Below are 19,691 nucleotides of genomic sequence, written 5' to 3'. Positions count from 1 at the left end.
AGACGTTAGAATCAGGCCACTTCAACATTTACCGCTTCCACTTTGGTGATCTCCGGAATGGCTTTTTTTATGGCTTCCTCTACGCCTGCTTTAAAGGTCATCGTGGACATGGGACAGGAACTACAAGCACCTGTCAACTCCAACTGCAGCACCATATCTTCGGTGAGCCCGATTACCTTTACATTTCCCCCATCCGCTTCCAAATAGGGACGAATGGTATCCAAAGCCGATTCAATCTGATCTTTATACTGTTCCAACATGGCTTATTGTTTTACCTGTACTACCTCTGTTTTACTCATTTCCGCATTACGGATGGCTACCTGCCTGGCCACATTCTCGGCAAACAAGCCGAAGGCTTCGGCGATCACCCCCTCTTTCATCACTGCCGGATAGCCGCTGTCTCCACTTTCCCTAATTCCTTGTACCAAGGGGATTTCCCCAAGAAATGGGGTGTCGTATTTTTCCGCAAGCTTTTTTCCTCCTCCTTCACCGAAAATATAGTACTTATTATCAGGAAGTTCGGCAGGTGTAAAATAAGCCATATTTTCCACAACTCCTAAAACAGGAACGTTGATCTGAGCCTGTCGAAACATGGTAAGGGCTTTAGTAGCGTCTGAGAGGGCTACTTTTTGCGGGGTGGTGACGATGACCGCCCCGGTGACCGGCACGGTCTGAACCATTGTCAGATGAATATCGGAAGTTCCCGGAGGCAGATCAATCAGCAAATAATCCAATTCACCCCATTCCACATCCCCAATAAATTGCTTCAATGCAGAACTCGCCATCGGTCCTCTCCATACCACGGCACTTTCCGCCGGAGTCAAAAACCCTATGGACATTAATTTTACGCCATACTGCTCTATGGGTATGATAACGTTTTTTCCGTTTTCTTGTTTTACAGCGGGCTGTTCCCCTTCCACATTAAACATGGTCGGGACAGAAGGACCGAAAATATCGGCATCGATCAGCCCTACCTTAGCCCCGGATCGGGCCAGGGAAACCGCCAGGTTAGAGGCGCAGGTGCTTTTTCCTACCCCCCCCTTACCGGAAGCCACGGCGATAATATTTTTTACCTTGGGTAAAAGCGGTGCATTATCCCGGATAGTGGTTACGTTGGAAGTCATCACAATGTCCATTTCCACGCTATCTCCAAAGGCCTTTTTCAACGCCTCTTCGCAATTCATCCGGATCAATTCTTTCAAAGGGCATGCCGGGGTGGTCAACACGACCTTAAAATGGATGGTTTGATCACTTGTTATTTCCAGTTCCTGAATCATACCGAGCGTTACCAAATCCTTTTTCAGATCGGGGTCCTCTACGGTAGATAGGGCTTTTAACACTTCCTCTTTAGAAATATTCATTCCTTATCGTTAATTTTCCTGCAATCTATAGTTAATCTGGCACTTTTTAAAATAATCAGCCCGTTAACCCTCCTTTGTTAAAGTCAACTTTCGCGGCCTTCAAATAGTTTCTTTTACTGAAAAGATCTGAACTACCGAGTTTCAACGATTAACCTTATCTTTGGGAATTGAAGAAAAACCATGGCCATCTCCGATCAGACCACCGATAAAGTCCGGGACCGCGTCGACATAGAGGACGTCGTCAATGACTACGTTACCCTGAAAAAGAAAGGGCAAAACCTTTGGGCTTGCTGCCCCTTCCATCAGGAAAAAACACCCTCCTTTTCGGTCTCTCCCGCCAAGCAAATTTACAAGTGCTTTGGTTGTGGAAAAGCCGGCGACCCCATACAGTTTATTATGGATATTGAAGGGATCGGGTTCATTGAAGCCATCCGTCACCTGGCAACCAAGTATGGCATCGAAATCGAAGAAGAAACGCCCAAAGACCCGGAGGCCATACAGGCATACAATGAAAAAGAAAGCCTGTTCATCGCCCTGAACTTTGCACGGGAATTTTTTCAAACCAACCTCACTAGCGAAGAAGGCCAGTCCATTGGCCTGAGTTATTTCAAAGAACGGGGATTTAGTCCGACCATCATCGAAAAATTTCAGCTTGGGTACGCCATGGATAGCTGGGATCAGCTCCTGTTGCAGGCCAAAAAATCAGGCTTTGAGACGGACATCCTGCTCAAAGCCGGGCTGATTCTGGAAAGAGAAAACAATCCCGGAAATTTCTACGACCGCTTTCGGGGCCGGGTGGTGTTTCCCATCCACAACCTCAGCGGAAAAGCCATCGCCTTTGGTGCCCGGATCCTGACCCAGGACAAAAAGCAGCCCAAATACATCAATTCCCCGGAAACGGCCATCTATCACAAAAGTGATGTGCTGTATGGGGTCTACCAGGCCAAACAGGCCATCCGGCAGGAGGATAATTGCTACCTGGTAGAGGGGTATACGGATGTGATTTCCATGCACCTGGCGGGGATTGAGAATGTGGTAGCCTCCTCGGGCACCTCCCTGACTGAAAACCAAATCAAACTCATCAAACGGTTTACCAATCAGGTTACGGTCCTATACGATGGCGACGATGCGGGCATCAAAGCTTCCCTGAGGGGCATTGACATGCTGCTGGAAGGTGGGCTGAATGTGAAAACGGTGGTATTCCCTGAGGGAGAAGATCCGGATAGCTTTGCCCGAAAATCAGGTCAGGCAGCTTTTCAGCAATTTATTAAAAACGAGGCCAAAGATTTTATTCAGTTTAAAATTGCCCTTTTTGCCCGGGATGCGGCGAATGACCCGATCAAAAAAGCGGAAGCGATTCGGCAGGTGGTGGGGAGTATCGCAAAAATCCCCGATCCGATCGTTCGTTCGGTCTACGCCAAAGAATCGGCCAACCTGCTTTCCATGGAGGAAGAAATTCTGCTGACAGAACTCAACAGGCAGATTCTCAAAAACCATCAGAAACCTTCCGGACAGTTTCATCGGGAACCCCCCACACCACTGGAGGAGGTTTTGCCGGTCGACAAGGAAAAGGAAGAAACCGCGCCATTAAAAACGCTCAAAGAAGAACGGGAGTTAATACGAATTCTGATCAATTACGGATTTGAGAAAGTATCCAATGAGATGCACCTCTGTGAATACCTGCTGGAAGAAATCAAGGAGTTGCAATTTGAAACGCCGGTGTACCAGAAGATCCTGGTGCACTATAAAAAAGCACTGATGCAGAAAATCCTGCCCAAATTCGATCATTTCTTAAAAATCCAGGATACGGAAATCAAACAGGCGGTAGTAGATATGATCGCCGAAGGGAGGGAAATATCCCTCAACTGGGAAAGCAGGCACCAGATTTTTACCCGAAAGGAAACGGATGATCTCTCCGGAACTACCTATCGAACTTCCCTGAGGTTAAAGAGTGCCTATTTAAAAAAAATGCGCTTAGAAGTGATGGAAAAAATCAAAGATGCATCCGAACCGGAGGTGGAAGAATTGCTTCGAATTCATATGGAAATCACGCAAATGAAGAATAAAATAGATCAGGAGTTGGGAAATGTGATTCCCTCTAAAAACTAAACTAAAATTTTGGAAAAACGGTTAAGAAGATAATTAATCGTAATTTTGCAACTTGATTTATCGCCTAGAAAGAATAAAATGAAAGATACTATTCAATTGGATCCCATACAAGAGGCCATTGATGCCATTAAAAACGGGGAGATAGTGATTGTAGTCGACGACGAGGATCGCGAAAATGAAGGCGATTTTGTCTGTGCCGCTGAAATGGTGACTCCTGAAATCATCAATTTTATGGCTACTCACGGAAGGGGACTCATTTGCGCTCCCCTGGTGGAAGACCGCTGCGAAGCCCTGGGTTTGGATCTGATGGTGGGAACCAATACCGCTACATTTGAGACGCCCTTTACCGTTTCGGTAGATTTAATTGGACATGGCTGCACGACGGGGATTTCTGCCAGCGATCGTTCCAAAACGATTAAAGCACTGATCGATCCGGATATCAAACCGGAGGAGTTAGGTAAGCCCGGCCATATTTTTCCGCTGAAAGCCAAAAGAGGAGGCGTGCTACGAAGAACGGGCCACACCGAAGCCGCCATAGATCTGGCGCGATTGGCCGGGTTACAACCAGCCGGTGTTTTGGTGGAAATCATGAACGAAGATGGCTCCATGGCCCGCCTTCCAGATCTGGTAAAGGTGGCGAAAAAGTTTGACCTGAAACTAATTTCCATCAAGGACCTGATTGCCTACCGGCTGAAAAACGAGTCCCTGATCAAAAGGGAAATAGGCGTGGAAATGCCTACCGAGTGGGGTGATTTTGACCTGATTGCTTACCGGCAGACCAATACGGATGAGATCCATATGGCCCTGATCAAGGGTCAATGGGAGGAGGGTGAAACGGTCATGGTACGGGTGCATTCTTCCTGCATCACCGGAGATATTTTCGGTTCCTGCAGGTGTGATTGCGGTCCCCAGCTGCACCAGGCCATGAAAATGGTAGAAGCCCATGGCAAAGGCCTGGTATTATATATGAATCAGGAGGGCCGCGGCATTGGGTTAATAAATAAATTAAAAGCTTATAAGTTACAGGAAGAGGGCATGGATACCGTGCAAGCCAACCTGGCACTGGGTTTTCCGATGGACAAGAGAGATTACGGTGTAGGTGCCCAGATTATGCGTGACTTGAATGTCACCAAAATCAGGCTGATCACCAATAATCCCACCAAACGAGTGGGCTTGTCGGGGTATGGGTTGGAAATTGTCGATACCGTACCGTTGGAAATCAATTCGAATCCCCATAACGAACGTTACCTGCAAACCAAACGGGATAAAATGGGCCATCAAATTCTGAAAAAGTAAGGCTTGCCCGCGTTTTCATTCTGGCCCATTCAACAAAAACGGTCTCAATTACGTATCAGGGGTAGAAACAAAACCAACACAGTCATGAAAAAATCAATCTATTCACTGCTGTTTGTACTAGTGATATCCTCGGCAGGTTTTGCCCAGGAGTTTCCTTCTCAGGTATGGCACGATGGGCAGGTGTTTTTAAATACAGGAGAGTCCTATGAGGGAAAGGTGAAATACGACCTGGAGGCAAATATAGTCCAGGTGCAGTCCAACACCATCGAAACCTTCAGCTCTGCTTCCATAAGTCATTTTGAAATTTATGACGAAATTTATGGGGGCATCCGTATCTTTTACAGCCTCCCCTATGCATTGAATTCCGACTACAAAACACCGATTTTCTTTGAGTTGTTAACCGAAGGAGAGGAAATAACCCTTCTCTGTCGGGAATTTATCACGGTTGATAACCGGAATTTCAACACCATGGGCATGCGGGGAATGTACATGAATCCCATGTGGGGAATGCCAATGGGCATGGGTTTTAACCGGCTAGACTTCGATTTTTATTTCCTTCAGGATCAGAAAATTTATAAGTACAGCCAGAAAAAGCGGGAATTGCTAAACGATTTCATGGATGACAAATCCTCAGAAATGAAGCTCTACATGCGAAAAAATAAGCTTTCTCACGACAAGCGAGGCGACCTGCTCCGGATCACGGCGCATTACAATCAGATAAAAAGAAATTCTTAATGGCAAAACCTTTAATCTTAGTATCCAATGATGATGGAATCACCTCCAGGGGTATTCGGGTGTTGGTAGACGTGATGAAACAACTCGGGGACGTGGTGGTAGTTGCACCCGACAGTCCGCAATCAGGCATGGGACATGCCATCACCATTGGCAACACACTCCGCCTTTCGGAGGAAGAGATTTTTCAGGATGTGATGGCGTATAAGTCTAGCGGCACCCCCGCCGACTGTGTCAAGTTGGCCAAGCATTATGTATTAAAAGATAAGAAACCCGACCTTATCGTCAGCGGTATCAACCACGGAAGTAATACTTCTATCAGCGTGTTGTACTCCGGTACCATGTCTGCTGCGATAGAAGGAGCCATCGAAGGGTATCCCTCCATTGGGTTTAGCCTCTGCGATTACAGCTCTCAGGCGGACTTTTCTCATGTGGAACATTACGTATACGAAATCGCCAAACAGGTGCTGGACTTTGGCATTCCTAAAGGAGTGGCGCTGAATGTCAATTTCCCTCCCAAAAGAAACGAAGCCATGAAGGGCATCAAAATATGCCGGCAAGCCAGGGCCAAATGGCAGGAAGATTTCGAAGAACGCTATGATCCCAATGGTAGAAAATACTTCTGGATGGCGGGCAACTTTGTGAATTTTGACAAAGGCGAAGACAACGACGAGTGGGCCATTGCCAATAATTATGCCGCCGTGGTTCCCTGCCAGTTTGATATGACCGCTCACCATGCCATCGCCCAGATCAATAATGATTGGGACTGGGAAAATCTGAAGGCGGGCTTGTAGTGTTTTTGGGTTTTGATACCTATATAATCCCTTTCAAAGGGAATGAGTAGTTAATGTGAGAATGGAACGTCCGGGAATACCTACCGATTTTGATGAGGGTATTTCCTGGTAACCCAAATCATGATTCTTGTCGGTGAGATATTGTCTTTCGCTATCAAATTTTCCATTTTTATCCAGAAAAGAAGGTGCCCTTCTCCAGGGATATCTAATCCCACTTTCCTCGCCCTGCTCGGCACATCCGGATCCCAGGTTTATACGCCACAGGGACAGTCCAATACCAATCGGGTTTCCTTGATCATCCATTGCATTACTGAAAAGCAAATCCGCAATGGCTTCCTTTTTCTGCGTAGGCCAATTGCCTACAAACTGTCCGGACCAGGCGTCGGAGGCGCCAAAATGATCCATCTCCTGATACCGAATCCGGGTGTCAATTCTCAGGGAATGAATTTTGGCTTATCCGTAGGCGAACCCACGAAGTGAACGCAGGCAACCGAAAAGCATAACAAAAAGAAAATTGCTGTCTTCGGAATGTTCTGGAAAATTAAATAAGCTACGATTGCGACAACAAGAGTTATCCACGCAATGGTCAGTGAAAAACTCCACTGTCATACTATTCCCTGGAAATTTCAAATGCGGTTTCCCCATTTTGACTTGGGTTCTTGTGTTCCAGATTGATCCGGTAAATACGGTCACCCCATTTCTCCCCCACGCCCTGGTCTTCTGGTTCGGTTAAGGCTATCTTTTCAACCTTGACATCCATTTTGTCCGGGTCGTAGGATACCAGAAAGGGCCGTTCCTCTCCTGCGCTGTTCTTGAAGGGAATGCGGATTTTTCCAGGACTAATTACCACGGCAGGATAGACTGTCATCAGGTGTTGTGTAAGGCCGCCATCCTCCCTCAACCGGTATTGATCGGTTACGGTTACCCGCTTTCCCCGGTCCAGCCGCAGGGTTCGATGCCAGGATTCGATTCCGGCATCCTCCGGATAGGCGTTCGAAATATCCATCGACAGGGTGCTGCGGTTTTTACGCACATCGTAGTTCAGCTTGCTGGCCCGGTACTGACTTCCCGGAGATTGCACCTGATCGTTAACGGTAGGTAAATTGTGGTGATCGGAACGGTTGTACCAGATCGTATATCGTTCGTCACTAAAGGTTTTGCGGGTATAGGTACCTCTTCCTACGTCTATCAGCAAGGGAAGCCCGTCATAAAACACCACGTAATTGCCAATATCATTGTGGTTGTGACTTTCATCGTTGTGACCTCCCTTAGCGGCAAAAAAGAACCCCTCCGTACTACCTTCCGTATCTCTGGCTACCATCACCTGCGTATCCGAAAGCCAAACGTCCTTGGGGAGTGGAAGCCCTTTTTCCGCTTGCCGGAATTCTTCCTGCATAAAGAGCTCGAAAAATTTCCGGAAATAATGAAAGCGAGGCAGGGAGGCAGCGTCTTCCTCGAGGTAATAAGCTCCAAAACGCATCATGTCTGGATCCGCTATGGCTTTACCGTAACGATAAATCATCGAAGCTGCCATATTGGGCTGGGGGTCCGCATCCGCAAAATTGAGAAAATAGTCTTCGCTGATTTGGGCTCGGTATATAAACTTGCCCATGTTTTTTACTTTCTGATCTTCGTACACATACTGAAAGCCCCCCTCCGTGGCCAGATTCAGCAGGGAAATATTGTCGAATAGGGAAGCTGCCGCCGCTCCCCAATAACTTGGCCCCTCATCACAACCCCCATCTTCCGGATAGGGAGTCAGAAACTCATCCAATACCTCCATGGCTTTATAAACTTGTGCGGCGCGTTTTTCTTCATCGTCCTCTAGTAGCAGGGCCGTATTGATCCAGTTGGAACAAATCCAGGGATTCCAGTTGTTGGGCGGCCGGCCGTTTTCATTGGCAGTCATCCAGCCGTGGTGCTGATTCATCAGCGGTTCAAACACTCGTTTGCTGGTTTCATACCGAATTCGTTTTCGAATCTGCGGAGAGATTTCATCAAACTTTTCGCCAAGAAAATAGTCGGCCCAGGCCAGGTAGGTGGCCGTTTCGGCTACAAACAAGTCCACAAAGGGCTTGGAAACGTCCATGAGTCCGGAATATTCTTCGGTCTTCGGCAAATGAGCCGGCACCCCCCAAAAAGACTCCTCACAAATAGACCAGATGCCATTAATGATGGGGTCAATGAAACGGCCTTTGTTTTCGGCAATTTCCGCCAGGATCATGCTACCCAAAACCCGGCGCTTTTCGAAGGTGATGGCCTGATATTCGTTCCGGTCACCGGTACGATCGATCAGCAGCGATTTGGTAGCTGGAATGTAAGGCCATTCATAGTCCAGGTTTTCATTGGCGAAATCCAGGTAATGCTGCAACAAGTCCCGATCAGCCTGATTCCAGGCATCCCTGTCTTCGAGTGAAGGAAAGGGCTGCCAGTTGGATAAGGGAATCAATAAATCAGAAAGCTCCTCTTCTGTATAGGTACCACTAATCAGTTGCTGCGCATGGTTTCCGAAGGCGAGCATCAAAGCCAGTATAGTCAGACAGCATTTTTTACCAGTATTCATCGTGCTTAGGGTTTAGGTAAATCGGGTTTTTAGTTCTTCCACGCAAAGTCTAACACCAGGTGGGGCATTATTATTCTAAATCTGAATATACAAATTTCTTTGTTACCAAGAAGGCAATTGTGTGATACAGATCACTTTTTAGGGCTTAAAGGAAAGGTAATTTTGTGAAAGGTAAAAATCAGAAAACGTGAAAAAAACTGCTCCATCTATCGTACCCTTAATCCGGGGCCTTTTTGGCTTGTCATTTCTTGTATTTGTGTTGACCCTCTTCGTAGGTGCCCTGGTTATCAGCCAGTGGAGCCTTTCCGATTCCTCAACACCTGATCAGGAGCTGGTAAAAAAGACTGCGGAAACGAAGTTGCCGGATACCCGACTTATTAAAGAGGAAGGGATATGGACAGCTCCGGCTTGGAACACGGTAGCATTAGAACCCAACGCAGGTCAGATCGAATATGGAAAGGAACTGATCGCGCATACGGCAGAATACCTGGGTCCCGAGGGCAAGGTACTCCGAATTTCCAATGGAATGAATTGCCAGAATTGTCATTTGGAGGCGGGAACTCTGCCTTTAGGTAATAATTATGGGGCGGTTGCCTCCACCTATCCGAAAATCAGGGGACGGTCCGGACTTTCCGAAGGTATTCCCAAACGGATCAACGATTGCTTCGAAAGAAGTTTGAACGGTCAGGGGCTAGACCCGGAAAGTGAGGAAATGAAGGCGATGGTAGCCTACATGCAATGGCTGGGAAAGGAAGTCCCTAAAGGTAGCAAACTACCAGGAGTGGGGATTTATGAGATTCCCTTGCTAGACAGAGCGGCCGATCCGGTTCAGGGAAAGAGTGTCTATGAACGGCAATGTGCGAGTTGTCACGGAACAGAAGGTCTGGGCCTGAAAACTCCCGCTGGAACCGCTTACCTGTATCCCCCACTTTGGGGACCAGCCAGCTATAACCAAGGTGCCGGCCTGTACCGTTTGTCTCGCTTTGCCGGATACGTTAAAGCCAATATGCCTTTGGGTGCCACGTACAAAAGGCCACTTCTTAGCGACGAAGAAGCCTGGGATCTGGCTGCCTATGTCAATTCCATGGAAAGGCCCTCCAAAGAGCTTTCCGGCGATTGGCCGGATATTTCCAAAAAACCTATGGACCACCCTTTTGGTCCCTATAGCGATCCATTCTCAGAAAAACAACATAAATACGGCCCCTTTCAACCCATTTTGGCGGCAAAAAACGAAAACAAATGAAAAAGATAATTTTTTCCCTGATGGGTAGTTTAATGTGGTTATCTGGCTTCGGGCAACAAGACTCAAGCCTGTGGAAACCGGAACTACGGCTCGGCCTTCGTTCCTACTTTATGAGTACCTCCTACCGGGAGGATTTCAAGGACGACTACGCCTGGGGACAAATGGCACGACTGTCCGCCCGAACCATGCTGCCGCATCGATTTCAGGTAACCGCCGAATACCTGGGGTTTCTTAGAATCCTAAGCTCCAACCTCCAGGCATTGGACCCCCGGGTGCCAAATTTAAACCGCTACGAAGTCGGTCTATTTGACGTAAACAACCTGGATAAACGCGTTTTTGGCAAGATCGGTAACCTTCACCTGGATTACCTGCATACCAACTTCCAGGCCAGGCTGGGTCGAATGGAGGTCAACACCCCCTTTATTAATGCTCAGGATGGCCGTTTAAGCCCCACCTTTGTGGAAGGATTTCGCTGGGATTTTCAACCGATACCTGAAATAGCCGTCACCCATCACCTGATCTGGGGAGTTTCTCCCCGATCCACCGGTAATTGGTTTTCTCTCGGAGAAAGTATCGGCATGTATCCGGTTGCCCGGGATGAATGGGGACAGCCCTCCTCCTATTTTGGACAAACCGAGGTGGATTTTGCGCATGTATTGGATGTAAAAATCAAACTGGAACCAAACGCCAGCCTGCTGTTGAATCACACGCTGGTGCAAAACATTTACAGCACCTACCTGGCCCAATGGGACAAAACCTGGGGGCTGCCAAACCGTTCGTTACAAGGTATCACCGGACTACAAAGCATCGTTCAACATGGTATAGGAGATGGCGGCAATGAAGAAATCGCCCTGCGTTATAAAAACCCGGAGGATTACAATTGGATTCTGAGTGGAAGAATCGGCCTTAAATCCAAAAAAAGCCTGTGGCATATCAATTACACCAAGATGGGAGGAAATGGACGCTTTTTAAGCCCTCGGGAATGGGGAAAAGATCCTTTCTATACCTTTATTCCCCGGGAGAGAAACGAAGGATTGGAAAGCGTAGATGCGGTCAGTACGTATTTTCAACATGCTTTTCCAGAAAAATCACTGCAAGTGTATAGCTACCTGGGTTTCCATTTCCTGCCCAATCCATCCGATGCCAAACGGAATAAATATGCCCTTCCAAGCTATGCGCAGGCGAATATAGGGCTCCGATACACCCCTAAAAAATGGGTAGAAGGATTGAATGTACATTTGATACTCATGAGTAAAACGGCCCTGGATCAAACAGAGCTCCGACCTGCCTGGGTATATAATAAAGTCAACCTGTTTCATGTCAATACCATACTTAATTATACCATCCCATGGAAATAATGGAAGCGCTACCATTGAGAAAGTACCTAGACGAGAATTCAGCCGTTATGCTCTATTTTTTTGCGGAAGGATGTGGCGTCTGCCAGGCATTGTATCCGAAAATCAAAAAGTTAATGACGGATGAATTTCCGAAAATTGCCCTATTGAAGCTGGATGCCGGACACCACCTGAAAATGGCGGCACAGTTACGGATGCTATCGGTTCCAGGGATTTTGCTTTTCATGGAAGGAAAAGAAGTTTTTCGAAGTAATGGTTTGGTGAGTATTACCGATATACAAGCCCAAATTGCCCGCCCCTATGCGTTTTTATACGAAGAATAAACAATAAAACGACAATCAGCTCCGCGGGATTTGTAATCCATGGACGTGGCCGAGACCAGGATTACAAATCCTGGTTATCTGTGGTTCGACATTGCAAATGTCGAACAGCGCGGCTCCGTGGAATTTGTAATTCCGTGGCACAGACCGGGGGATTTGTAATCCTCGGACGGATACGAAAGCAGGATTACAAATCCTGAGTATCTGGGTTCGACATGGCAAATGCCGAACAACACGGCTCCGCGGAATTTGTAATTTCGTGGCACAGATCGGGGGATTTGTAAACCCCGGACGGGCACGTAAGCAGGATTGCAAATCCTGGTTAGCTGGGTTCGACATGGCAAATATCGAACAGCGCGGCTCCGCAAAAAAAAATGTAAAAAGAACATTGACTTTTAACTACCTGAATAGTAAATTGTTAGGACAAATTTAATTACTTACTTCATTTTTTTTACCAGTGGCGTTTTTATATACCATCAAAGACCAGCAAGCCCTTCATTTTGTGACTTTCACTGTTCACCAATGGGCAGACGTTTTTACAAGAAATGTTTATGTTGAAATCATTACCGAAAGCGTCAATTACTGCCAAAAAGCCAAAGGATTAAAGGTTTATGCCTGGGTAATCATGAGCAATCATTGCCACTTTATATTGAGTAGTGATAAGTTTCCACTAACGGATATCATTAGGGATTTCAAGAAATATACTGCGAAAAAAATTGTTGAAGAGATTCGAGAAAATGAGAAAGAAAGTAGGAGAAAATGGCTCTTATGGTTGTTTCAAAGAAATGGACACATATGGTTTTGGGAAAAGGGATACCATGGAATAGAGATTTTTTCTCAGAAGTTCTTAGAGTCGAAAATAAATTACATTCACCTCAATCCGGTAAAAGCCGGAATAGTCGAAAAAGAAGAAGAGTACCTTAACAGCAGTTGTGGAGAGCTTTATGGCGTAAGAAAAAGTAAAATCATTCTGACCGAGTATTGACGATGCTATTTTAGTAGAATGGACGGATACGTAAGCAGGATTGCAAATCCTGCTTATCTGGGTTCGACATGGCAAATGCCGAACAGCACGGCTCCGCGGAATTTGTAATTCCGTGGCACAGATCGGGGGATTTGTAATCCCCGAACGTGGCCGTAACCAGGATTGCAAATCCTGATTATCTGTAGTTCGACATTGCAAATATCGAACAGCATCGCTCCGCGGAATTTGCAATTCCGTGGCACAGATCCGGGGATTTGTAATCCCCGAACGTGGCCGTAACCAGGATTGCAAATCCTGAGTATCTGTGGTTCGACATAGCAAATGTCGAACAGCACGGCTATCAGGAACCGGAAAACAAGCGAAAGTGACAAATACACAGCATTGTATTCGGTATCTCTACTTAACCCTCCATACTATTTCCATTCTGCTAAATTTTTATGCTCCTGCCGTACCTTGTCCAGGGAATGCTCCGGCACCAGCAGCACCTGGAATTCCAATTCCTCTCCGGGCTGGGCATGGTACTCAAAACCCACCATTACCGTTCCCGGGTTGGGGGCATCGTAGTCTGTTCCAGGGTCCGTGCTATAGGTTTTCCATTGGACACCGTCCAATCCCTGAATCATTAAATGAAGCGTTTTTCCCTCTTGGGTTAATCGGGCTCTGTCTCCGTCCAATGTCACATCGGCCGGCGTTAGCATGTTCCACCGGATATGGGATCGGGAGTTTTTGTTCCGGATTTCATCCCTAACCAAAACATACGCCTGATCCACGATGGACACTCCCCTATGGAATTGTTCCAGTTGATTTTCATAAACGGAAGTCACATCGGAAACAGCAAAAGGAAAATCATCGGACGTTCCGTGCCGCTCAATTTTGGCATAGCCATCCACCCTTTGTAACGCAGCATCTATGGTGAGGGTATTGTGAACATAATTATTGAGGCGGAAAACGGTCCATCTTTCCGCATCCTGCGTTCTTCCAAAAAGTTGAATCCCCTTGGACTCCAGCGACTCGTAGTTCTGGCTACCAAAATCCATGGCCCAGCGGACCCCCTCCGCTTCCATAACAAAAGAGCCTACATCCATGTGTCCGTGGTTTACAGAAGGGGAACCGGCCTTAAAACCCAAATAGATGGCGTTCGGATCGGTCCAGGAGGTTCTCATCAGTGCTACGGGGTTGGCTCCCTGTCCTACCCAGACCTTCTCATCAGGCACCGGGATGTTTTCCAGCGGGATATTTTTCCCCCAAATCAAAGCAGCAGGAAGCACTCGATTTCTGTTCAACCCACTTAAGTCTGACTGGTCGAGATAATCCCGCTCTACCCATAGCAGAGAGGCTTGTTCGTTCTGCTGGGCAAACCAGAACATAGCAGGTGTTAAATTCCCTTTGCCTCCTCCGGCATCTCCCCAATTGTAAGCATATCCGGTAACCCCGGTCATGTGTTCATAAAAGCCGGCAGTTTCAAGAAAACCGGGAGTATTGGTTAGGCCAAAGTCTGTTCCGTAAACTTTCTCCAGCACATCCAAAAACAACACATTAAAGGTGGTCCCGTACCCCCAGTAACCATATCCTTCCGGGTATGCCCCATCGGGTTGGTAATCATCCATGGCTTTCGCGATGGTGTCCACCGCCCGTTGAAGGGTACGGTGAGCCAGCTCAGGATAATCCTCATATACCGCTAACGCCCCGTAAATCATTCCTGCATTGCAGACCTGATTCCAGTTATGGGTGGCCTCTAAAAACCAGTTGTATTCCTCGTTAAAAGAGGGTTCCAATCCCATTTTAACGATGGCATCTTTGATTTTTATTTTGCTATCCGGAGACAAAACGTCAAAAAGCCAATCATAACCAATCGCCAGAGCCATGGTCATTTCCGCAACATCCAGAAAGTGGCTGGGATTCCAATCACTAAAACCGGAAATATTCACCATCTCCTGTTCTGCCCGTTGGGCAAACCTGGACGCTCCGGTCAACCGGTAAGCATAGCTAAGTTGGAATATTCTTCTCAACGCCTCTCGGGACACAGAAAGCAACCTTCGGCCGATTTGTTTCCTTTCCAATAGGTCTTCTCCTATGATTTGATCGGATTCCTTAATAATGGCTTGATGTAAGCGATTCCATCGCTGATCTTTTTCAATCAGTTGATTGATTTCATCTTCCTCCCCTTCCATTAGCAAAATCCTGGGATGACTATCTACGGGAAGTTCCATAGGAACCTCTTGGGCCCAGGTCGGAGAAAAGACAAGTATCATTCCTATCAGGATAAATCGATATGCCAATAATTTCAAATTCATGGTTATTCAGGTTTGTTTAAAACGTTAATCGCTCCCCGGGATTTGTAATCCCCGGACGGGTACGGAAGCAGGATTGCAAATCCTGATTATCTGTGGTTCGACATTACAAATGTCGAACAGCACGGCTCCGCGGAATTTGCAATTCCGTGGAACAGACCGGGGGACTTGGAATCCCCGGACGGGCACGTAAGCAGGATTGCAAATCCTGGTTATCTGTGGTTCGACATGGCAAATGTCAAACAGCACGGCTCCGCGGAATTTGCAATTCCGTGGCACAGACCGGGGGATTTGGAATCCCCGGACGGATACGGAAACAGGATTACAAATCCTGGTTATCTGTGGTTCGACATGGCAAATGTCGAACAGCACGGCTCCGCGGAATTTGCAATTCCGTGGCACAGACCGGGGGATTTGTAATCCCCGAACGTGGACGTAAGCAGGATTACAAATCCTGGTTATCTGTGGTTCGACATGGCAAATGTCGAACAGCGCGGCTCTCTTTTTTTTAAACCATGTAAGGGATAAAAGTACACAAAAGGTTTAAGCTAAATTCTACAATGCCCTTATATCACTTATATGGTTCACTATTTTTTTTTCTCGGTGTCTAAGTCTCAAATCGACTCATCCCTACAAAGCCTCTAACTTCACTTTCAGGGTGGTTTCTTTTTCCAGCACCCAGGCAGGAATACGGATTTCAATACGCTTTAATCCATCAATTTGCCTGTCCAATGCCAGCGGCGCAGGATCAAGGGAAACGACCGACACCATTAGATCCGGATGAGATAGGTTTTCCAATTTCACCTGCTTTCCGTCCTGCCTCAGAATCGCTCCCCCTGGAACGATTTCCACATCGGCCTGCGTCATCAATTGCCAGGTGATCATCTTGGTGTTTTCATTGGTGACTAGCTGATCCTCTATTAGTAAGGAATGATCATCCGGACGTACAAACTTCCGATGAGCCTTATCTAAATTACCCCCAAAGACCGATGTCAGGTCAAACAAAGCTTCGGGTTGAGCTCCCTTCGAGAAATTTTCCAGGCTGGCAAAGCCATCGTTGACATGCAATTCATTGTTTACCGTCAAGGTGCTGTGACCGTAGTTGTTTTTAGTCAGCAGGGTCCAGCGTTCGCAATCCTGACAACTTCCCCAAAGGTTAAATCCTGTCGTTTCCAGCTCGTGGTAGGGCTGATTTCCCGGATCAATGACCCATCGAACCCCGTTTAGTTCCCAAATAAAGGAACCGGCATCCATATTGCCATGGCTGATAGTGGCCTTGCCTCCTTTACCGCCAAAATAATACGCATCGGAAGCGTCTGAATCATCCCGGAAGATGGTTATTGGATTGGATCCGTCTCCTTTCCAGGCCGTAGGAAGACCTTCCTCTGATGTGGATTCAAATTGTGCCAGCCAGATCAGGCCTGCACCGGCTATACGGTGCAACTTGCCCATATCCGCTGTTGGCTGGAGGAACTTTTCATTTTCGATATAAAGCGGATTCCCTGTTTTGGTCCCAAACCAGGCCAACACGATGTCCCCGGCTGTTCCATGTTGATCCCCACAATCCGCATAATTGTAATACCAGCCGGAAGGGGCAATGCTTAGTTTCCTGAAATCGGCACTGGCTTTAAAGGACGGGTATTCGGCTATGCCAAAATCGGTTCCAAAAGCTGATTCCAGCATGGCGGATGTCAGGACCGAAAAGGCGGTTCCATAGCCCCAATAGGTAGACCCTTCCGGGTACACCCCATCCGGACCATACTCTTCCAGGGCATGGGGCATGCCATCCAGAGAGCGGGAAATGGTTTTGGCGGCCAATTCCGGATCCTGATCGGCAATCATGATGGATGCTGCGATCATGCCTCCGTTACAAACCTGGTTCCAGTTATTGGTTCCATCGATCCAGCCGTGGTTGCCTTCCCAACTGGGCTGAATGCCTTTTTCAATCAAAGCGGTTTTGGCCAAAGCTACGGTTGATTTTGGCAGGTCCTTCCCTACCCAATCAATGGCCAGGGCCACGGCAGTAGCCATTTCTGCCACATCCAGAAAATGCGAGGGGTTCCAGTCAGAAAAGTTGGAAACGGCCAGCAGCTCTTCGTTCATTTTGTCCAGGTACTTTTGATCGCCGTCAATTCGATAGGTAATTCCCAATACGTTCATTCGATGCAGCATGTCTCGGGAAGTTCCCAATAGCCGGCGCCCCACCACCTTGCGGGTTAATACCGGCTCACTAAGTACCGCTTCGGCATTGGCTTTCACTGCTTGGTAGTAATTGGCCACCATCGGATCCTGTTTAATTTCTCGCTTCAGGTTTCGTTCCCAGGCGGGTGTAAGGGCCAGTTTCGGGCTTCTTTTGCGCAGGTTGCGCTTGATGTAGTTTACCGTAATGGGGTTTTCCAGTTTGGGGGGATCTTGTTCCAAAAGGACAAGGGGTACGTTGGCTGCTTCTACTGCAGAAACCGGTCCTGTCAGAAGGCCTGCAAACAGTGTAAGCATTAGTAGTAATTTTGGGTTTCTCATATCTATTTTATGGTTTTTCAATCATTCAACATGGGATTCACTAAGTTAAGAAAGGTCCAGGCAAAATGGCGATTTTGGGTGACGAAACAAGAATTTAGCCGTTCATTCTGCTGTTTATAAAAGGTAATTTACATTTTTCTGCTATTCCTTTCAATCCTTCCATGTAATATAAAGAAAAAAACCTGCCAACAATTCCTCCGAAAAAACGATCCGGGAAAAATTGTTGACAGGTCTTATCAAATTTAACAGCCAGATTAAAACTGACCTTTTACCAATATTTAGAACTTGGTCTTTCTAATGACTCCAATTCTGAAAGTCACCTAACTAAACCAATATTTTATTCGTAACCAGGATTTTGCTCCAGTTGCGGATTTTGAGCCAGGTCATCCAGTGGAAGGGGCCAAAAGTAATGCTTGCCTTCATCGAATACCGGATTTTCCCAGTCGGTGCCTTTATACACATCGATATAGGTATTTCCGTTATCGGGATCTACACTGGTCTGTATGGCTGCACCGGCGTACCTGGCTTCAGCGTCTGCAGTCCACCGGATACCCAAATCAGGGCTTTCCAGTTTTTTACCCTGCTTCCAACGCTTCAGGTCGTTGTATCGGAAACCTTCCAAAAACAACTCAACCCTTCTTTCCCTTCTGATCTCTACTAGTAAGGGGGAAATACCATCATTGGCATATCGGGGATCCATCGGTGGATTTACATCCAGGTGAGGCATGGCTACCCGGTCTCTAAGCAAATTGATACTCATATCCAGGTCGGCCTGGGTGATTTCACCCAGCTCGGCCTTGGCCTCTGCATAATTCAGCAACACTTCCCCGTATCGAAGAATGATTCCGGGCGTTTCCGCTGTATTGTAAGCCTTGCCGATCATATCATCTGCATTGTAATGTTTGACAATGTGATAACCCGTTGTGGTAGTAAGGCCTCCGGGCATCCCTACAATTCTGGGGTAATCCCTTCCATCATTATTATGGTATTTGTACTTTTCGGAATCATCCGGATGAAGGATCGTCTGTCGTAAGCGAGGATCCCGGTTAGCAAAGACATCTTCAATGGTCTCATCGCCCTGATACAGCGGAGACATAGAAATCGGTAAGCCATCGGTTGCCAGGAAATCTTCGACAAAACTTTTGGTGGCTCCACCTGTATAGCTGAAATAGCTTTGGACGTGATTGGTATAGATTCCCAATTGGTACCTTCTCCACACCATCACCTCCGGATTGCCACTTACATCCAACTGTCGATGAAAGGCATTGAAATCGTTTTCCGGATCCCCGGTATTGTACACCGAATAGGGCCCGTTGTCCATGATTTCCTTTGCTGCCTCCGCCGCTTTTGTCAACCACATTTCGGCATTGGATCCACCGTGGTATTTTCTCCAGGTACCTTCAAACAGACAAACCCGGGACATGATGGCCAAAGCGGCCCAACGGTTCAATCGGCCCGGCTCGTTGCCATCTCCCCAGTCATCAGGAATGTGGGTAGCGGCAAATTCCAGATCAGCCAGGACATTATCCATCGCCTCTTCTCTTGGCGTTCTTGCGGCAAAGAGGGCTTCGTCATCGATATTGAGTTCTTTTTCCACCCAGGGAACATCCCCAAATTTCTGAACTTTATCAGCATAGAACCAGCCTCTGAACAGTCTGGCTTCCCCTACATACTTATTACGAGTTGCATCAGGGATGGCTGCTTTGGGGTAGTTTTCCAGTCCAATATTGATGGCTCTGACAAAATGCCATCCCCTATAGCCAAAGGGTTGGGCACCATTGGGTACAATTTGTCTCCCGGCTCTTACCTGCTGGTAAAACAAGTGCCGCTCGTGCCTGGGAGCCAGGTTATCTGTAAATTCATCCTGGAAATAATAACTATACCTATGACTGTCAAACCCATCATCATGGGCCATCATAATGGGCACATCGTTATCGTTTAATGCCATGTGGTACAGTGTATTGTTGTAGGTAGCCAGGTCATTTTCTGTATTCCAGAATGTCTCGTTACTCACTTCATCCAGTGGATAGCGTTCCAGGAATTCATCGTTGCAGGCGGAAAACATCACTGCCAAAAGGCAAGTCATGATCCAAATATATTTATTGCTTTTCATAGTATTTTC

General features: G+C 47.1%; 15 protein-coding genes. 8 read left to right on the top strand and 7 right to left on the bottom strand.

The genetic code is table 11. The features are described from left to right. Positions 1 to 11 precede the first annotated feature (11 nt). Both GJS45_RS03830 and GJS45_RS03825 read right to left on the bottom strand, forming a co-directional pair. On the bottom strand, positions 12 to 260 hold the full coding sequence (locus GJS45_RS03830; protein WP_162340143.1) for a NifU family protein: 249 nt from the start codon (positions 258 to 260) through the stop codon (positions 12 to 14). A 3-nt stretch (positions 261 to 263) separates the two neighbouring features. Beyond that, positions 264 to 1,361 carry an Mrp/NBP35 family ATP-binding protein gene (locus tag GJS45_RS03825; protein ID WP_162340142.1) on the bottom strand — a complete coding sequence of 366 codons (1,098 nt, stop codon included), beginning with the start codon at positions 1,359 to 1,361 and terminating at the stop codon, positions 264 to 266. Between the two features lie 180 nt (positions 1,362 to 1,541). On the opposite strand from GJS45_RS03825, the gene dnaG reads away from it, so the two are divergent. From dnaG to surE, 4 genes are all read left to right on the top strand, one after another. Beyond that, on the top strand, positions 1,542 to 3,470 hold the full coding sequence (dnaG, locus tag GJS45_RS03820) for a DNA primase (RefSeq protein WP_162340141.1): 1,929 nt from the start codon (positions 1,542 to 1,544) through the stop codon (positions 3,468 to 3,470). Between the two features lie 78 nt (positions 3,471 to 3,548). Then, a complete protein-coding gene (locus GJS45_RS03815) occupies positions 3,549 to 4,766 on the top strand; it encodes a bifunctional 3,4-dihydroxy-2-butanone-4-phosphate synthase/GTP cyclohydrolase II (RefSeq protein WP_162340140.1) in 1,218 nt (405 codons plus the stop codon). A gap of 84 nt (positions 4,767 to 4,850) precedes the next feature. Then, on the top strand, positions 4,851 to 5,501 hold the full coding sequence (locus GJS45_RS03810) for a hypothetical protein (RefSeq protein ID WP_162340139.1): 651 nt from the start codon (positions 4,851 to 4,853) through the stop codon (positions 5,499 to 5,501). After that, positions 5,501 to 6,292: a 5'/3'-nucleotidase SurE gene (surE, locus tag GJS45_RS03805; protein WP_162340138.1), complete on the top strand. Its 792-nt coding sequence runs from the start codon at positions 5,501 to 5,503 to the stop codon at positions 6,290 to 6,292. Before GJS45_RS03810 ends, surE begins: the two co-directional genes overlap by 1 nt. A gap of 33 nt (positions 6,293 to 6,325) precedes the next feature. Here the strand turns inward: surE and GJS45_RS03800 are convergent, their stop codons facing one another. Next, complete coding sequence (locus GJS45_RS03800) at positions 6,326 to 6,724, bottom strand: glycoside hydrolase (RefSeq protein WP_262887926.1); 399 nt, start codon at positions 6,722 to 6,724, stop codon at positions 6,326 to 6,328. Positions 6,725 to 6,902: 178 nt separating this feature from the next. Then, complete coding sequence (locus GJS45_RS03795) at positions 6,903 to 8,855, bottom strand: heparinase II/III domain-containing protein (RefSeq protein ID WP_202928026.1); 1,953 nt, start codon at positions 8,853 to 8,855, stop codon at positions 6,903 to 6,905. Between the two features lie 187 nt (positions 8,856 to 9,042). Here GJS45_RS03795 and GJS45_RS03790 point away from each other — a divergent pair, with 187 nt between their 5' ends. The 4 genes from GJS45_RS03790 (at position 9,043) to GJS45_RS03775 (ending at position 12,758) form a co-directional block, all read left to right on the top strand. Beyond that, positions 9,043 to 10,098 carry a c-type cytochrome gene (locus GJS45_RS03790; protein ID WP_162340136.1) on the top strand — a complete coding sequence of 352 codons (1,056 nt, stop codon included), beginning with the start codon at positions 9,043 to 9,045 and terminating at the stop codon, positions 10,096 to 10,098. Next, the gene (locus GJS45_RS03785; RefSeq protein ID WP_162340135.1) at positions 10,095 to 11,456 is read left to right on the top strand and encodes a hypothetical protein; all 1,362 of its coding nucleotides are present in this window, start codon (positions 10,095 to 10,097) and stop codon (positions 11,454 to 11,456) included. The genes GJS45_RS03790 and GJS45_RS03785 overlap by 4 nt, the downstream gene beginning before the upstream one ends. After that, entirely contained in the window at positions 11,447 to 11,776 is a 330-nt protein-coding gene (locus tag GJS45_RS03780; RefSeq protein ID WP_162340134.1) for a thioredoxin family protein, read from the top strand. The genes GJS45_RS03785 and GJS45_RS03780 overlap by 10 nt, the downstream gene beginning before the upstream one ends. 454 nt (positions 11,777 to 12,230) lie before the next feature. Beyond that, positions 12,231 to 12,758 (top strand): REP-associated tyrosine transposase, encoded by a 528-nt coding sequence (locus GJS45_RS03775; protein WP_162340133.1) that lies wholly within the window; start codon positions 12,231 to 12,233, stop codon positions 12,756 to 12,758. A 413-nt stretch (positions 12,759 to 13,171) separates the two neighbouring features. Here GJS45_RS03775 and GJS45_RS03770 read toward each other — a convergent pair whose 3' ends face one another. From GJS45_RS03770 to GJS45_RS03760, 3 genes are all read right to left on the bottom strand, one after another. Beyond that, positions 13,172 to 15,052 carry a heparinase II/III domain-containing protein gene (locus GJS45_RS03770; protein ID WP_162340132.1) on the bottom strand — a complete coding sequence of 627 codons (1,881 nt, stop codon included), beginning with the start codon at positions 15,050 to 15,052 and terminating at the stop codon, positions 13,172 to 13,174. A 627-nt stretch (positions 15,053 to 15,679) separates the two neighbouring features. Beyond that, on the bottom strand, positions 15,680 to 17,569 hold the full coding sequence (locus GJS45_RS03765) for a heparinase II/III domain-containing protein (protein ID WP_235954578.1): 1,890 nt from the start codon (positions 17,567 to 17,569) through the stop codon (positions 15,680 to 15,682). A 337-nt stretch (positions 17,570 to 17,906) separates the two neighbouring features. Further along, complete coding sequence (locus tag GJS45_RS03760; protein WP_162340130.1) at positions 17,907 to 19,682, bottom strand: RagB/SusD family nutrient uptake outer membrane protein; 1,776 nt, start codon at positions 19,680 to 19,682, stop codon at positions 17,907 to 17,909. Positions 19,683 to 19,691: the final 9 nt, after the last annotated feature.

This window comes from Cyclobacterium salsum (assembly GCF_010119245.1).
GTDB classification, from domain to species: domain Bacteria; phylum Bacteroidota; class Bacteroidia; order Cytophagales; family Cyclobacteriaceae; genus Cyclobacterium; species Cyclobacterium salsum.
This window is presented reverse-complemented; position numbering and strand designations above follow the sequence as displayed.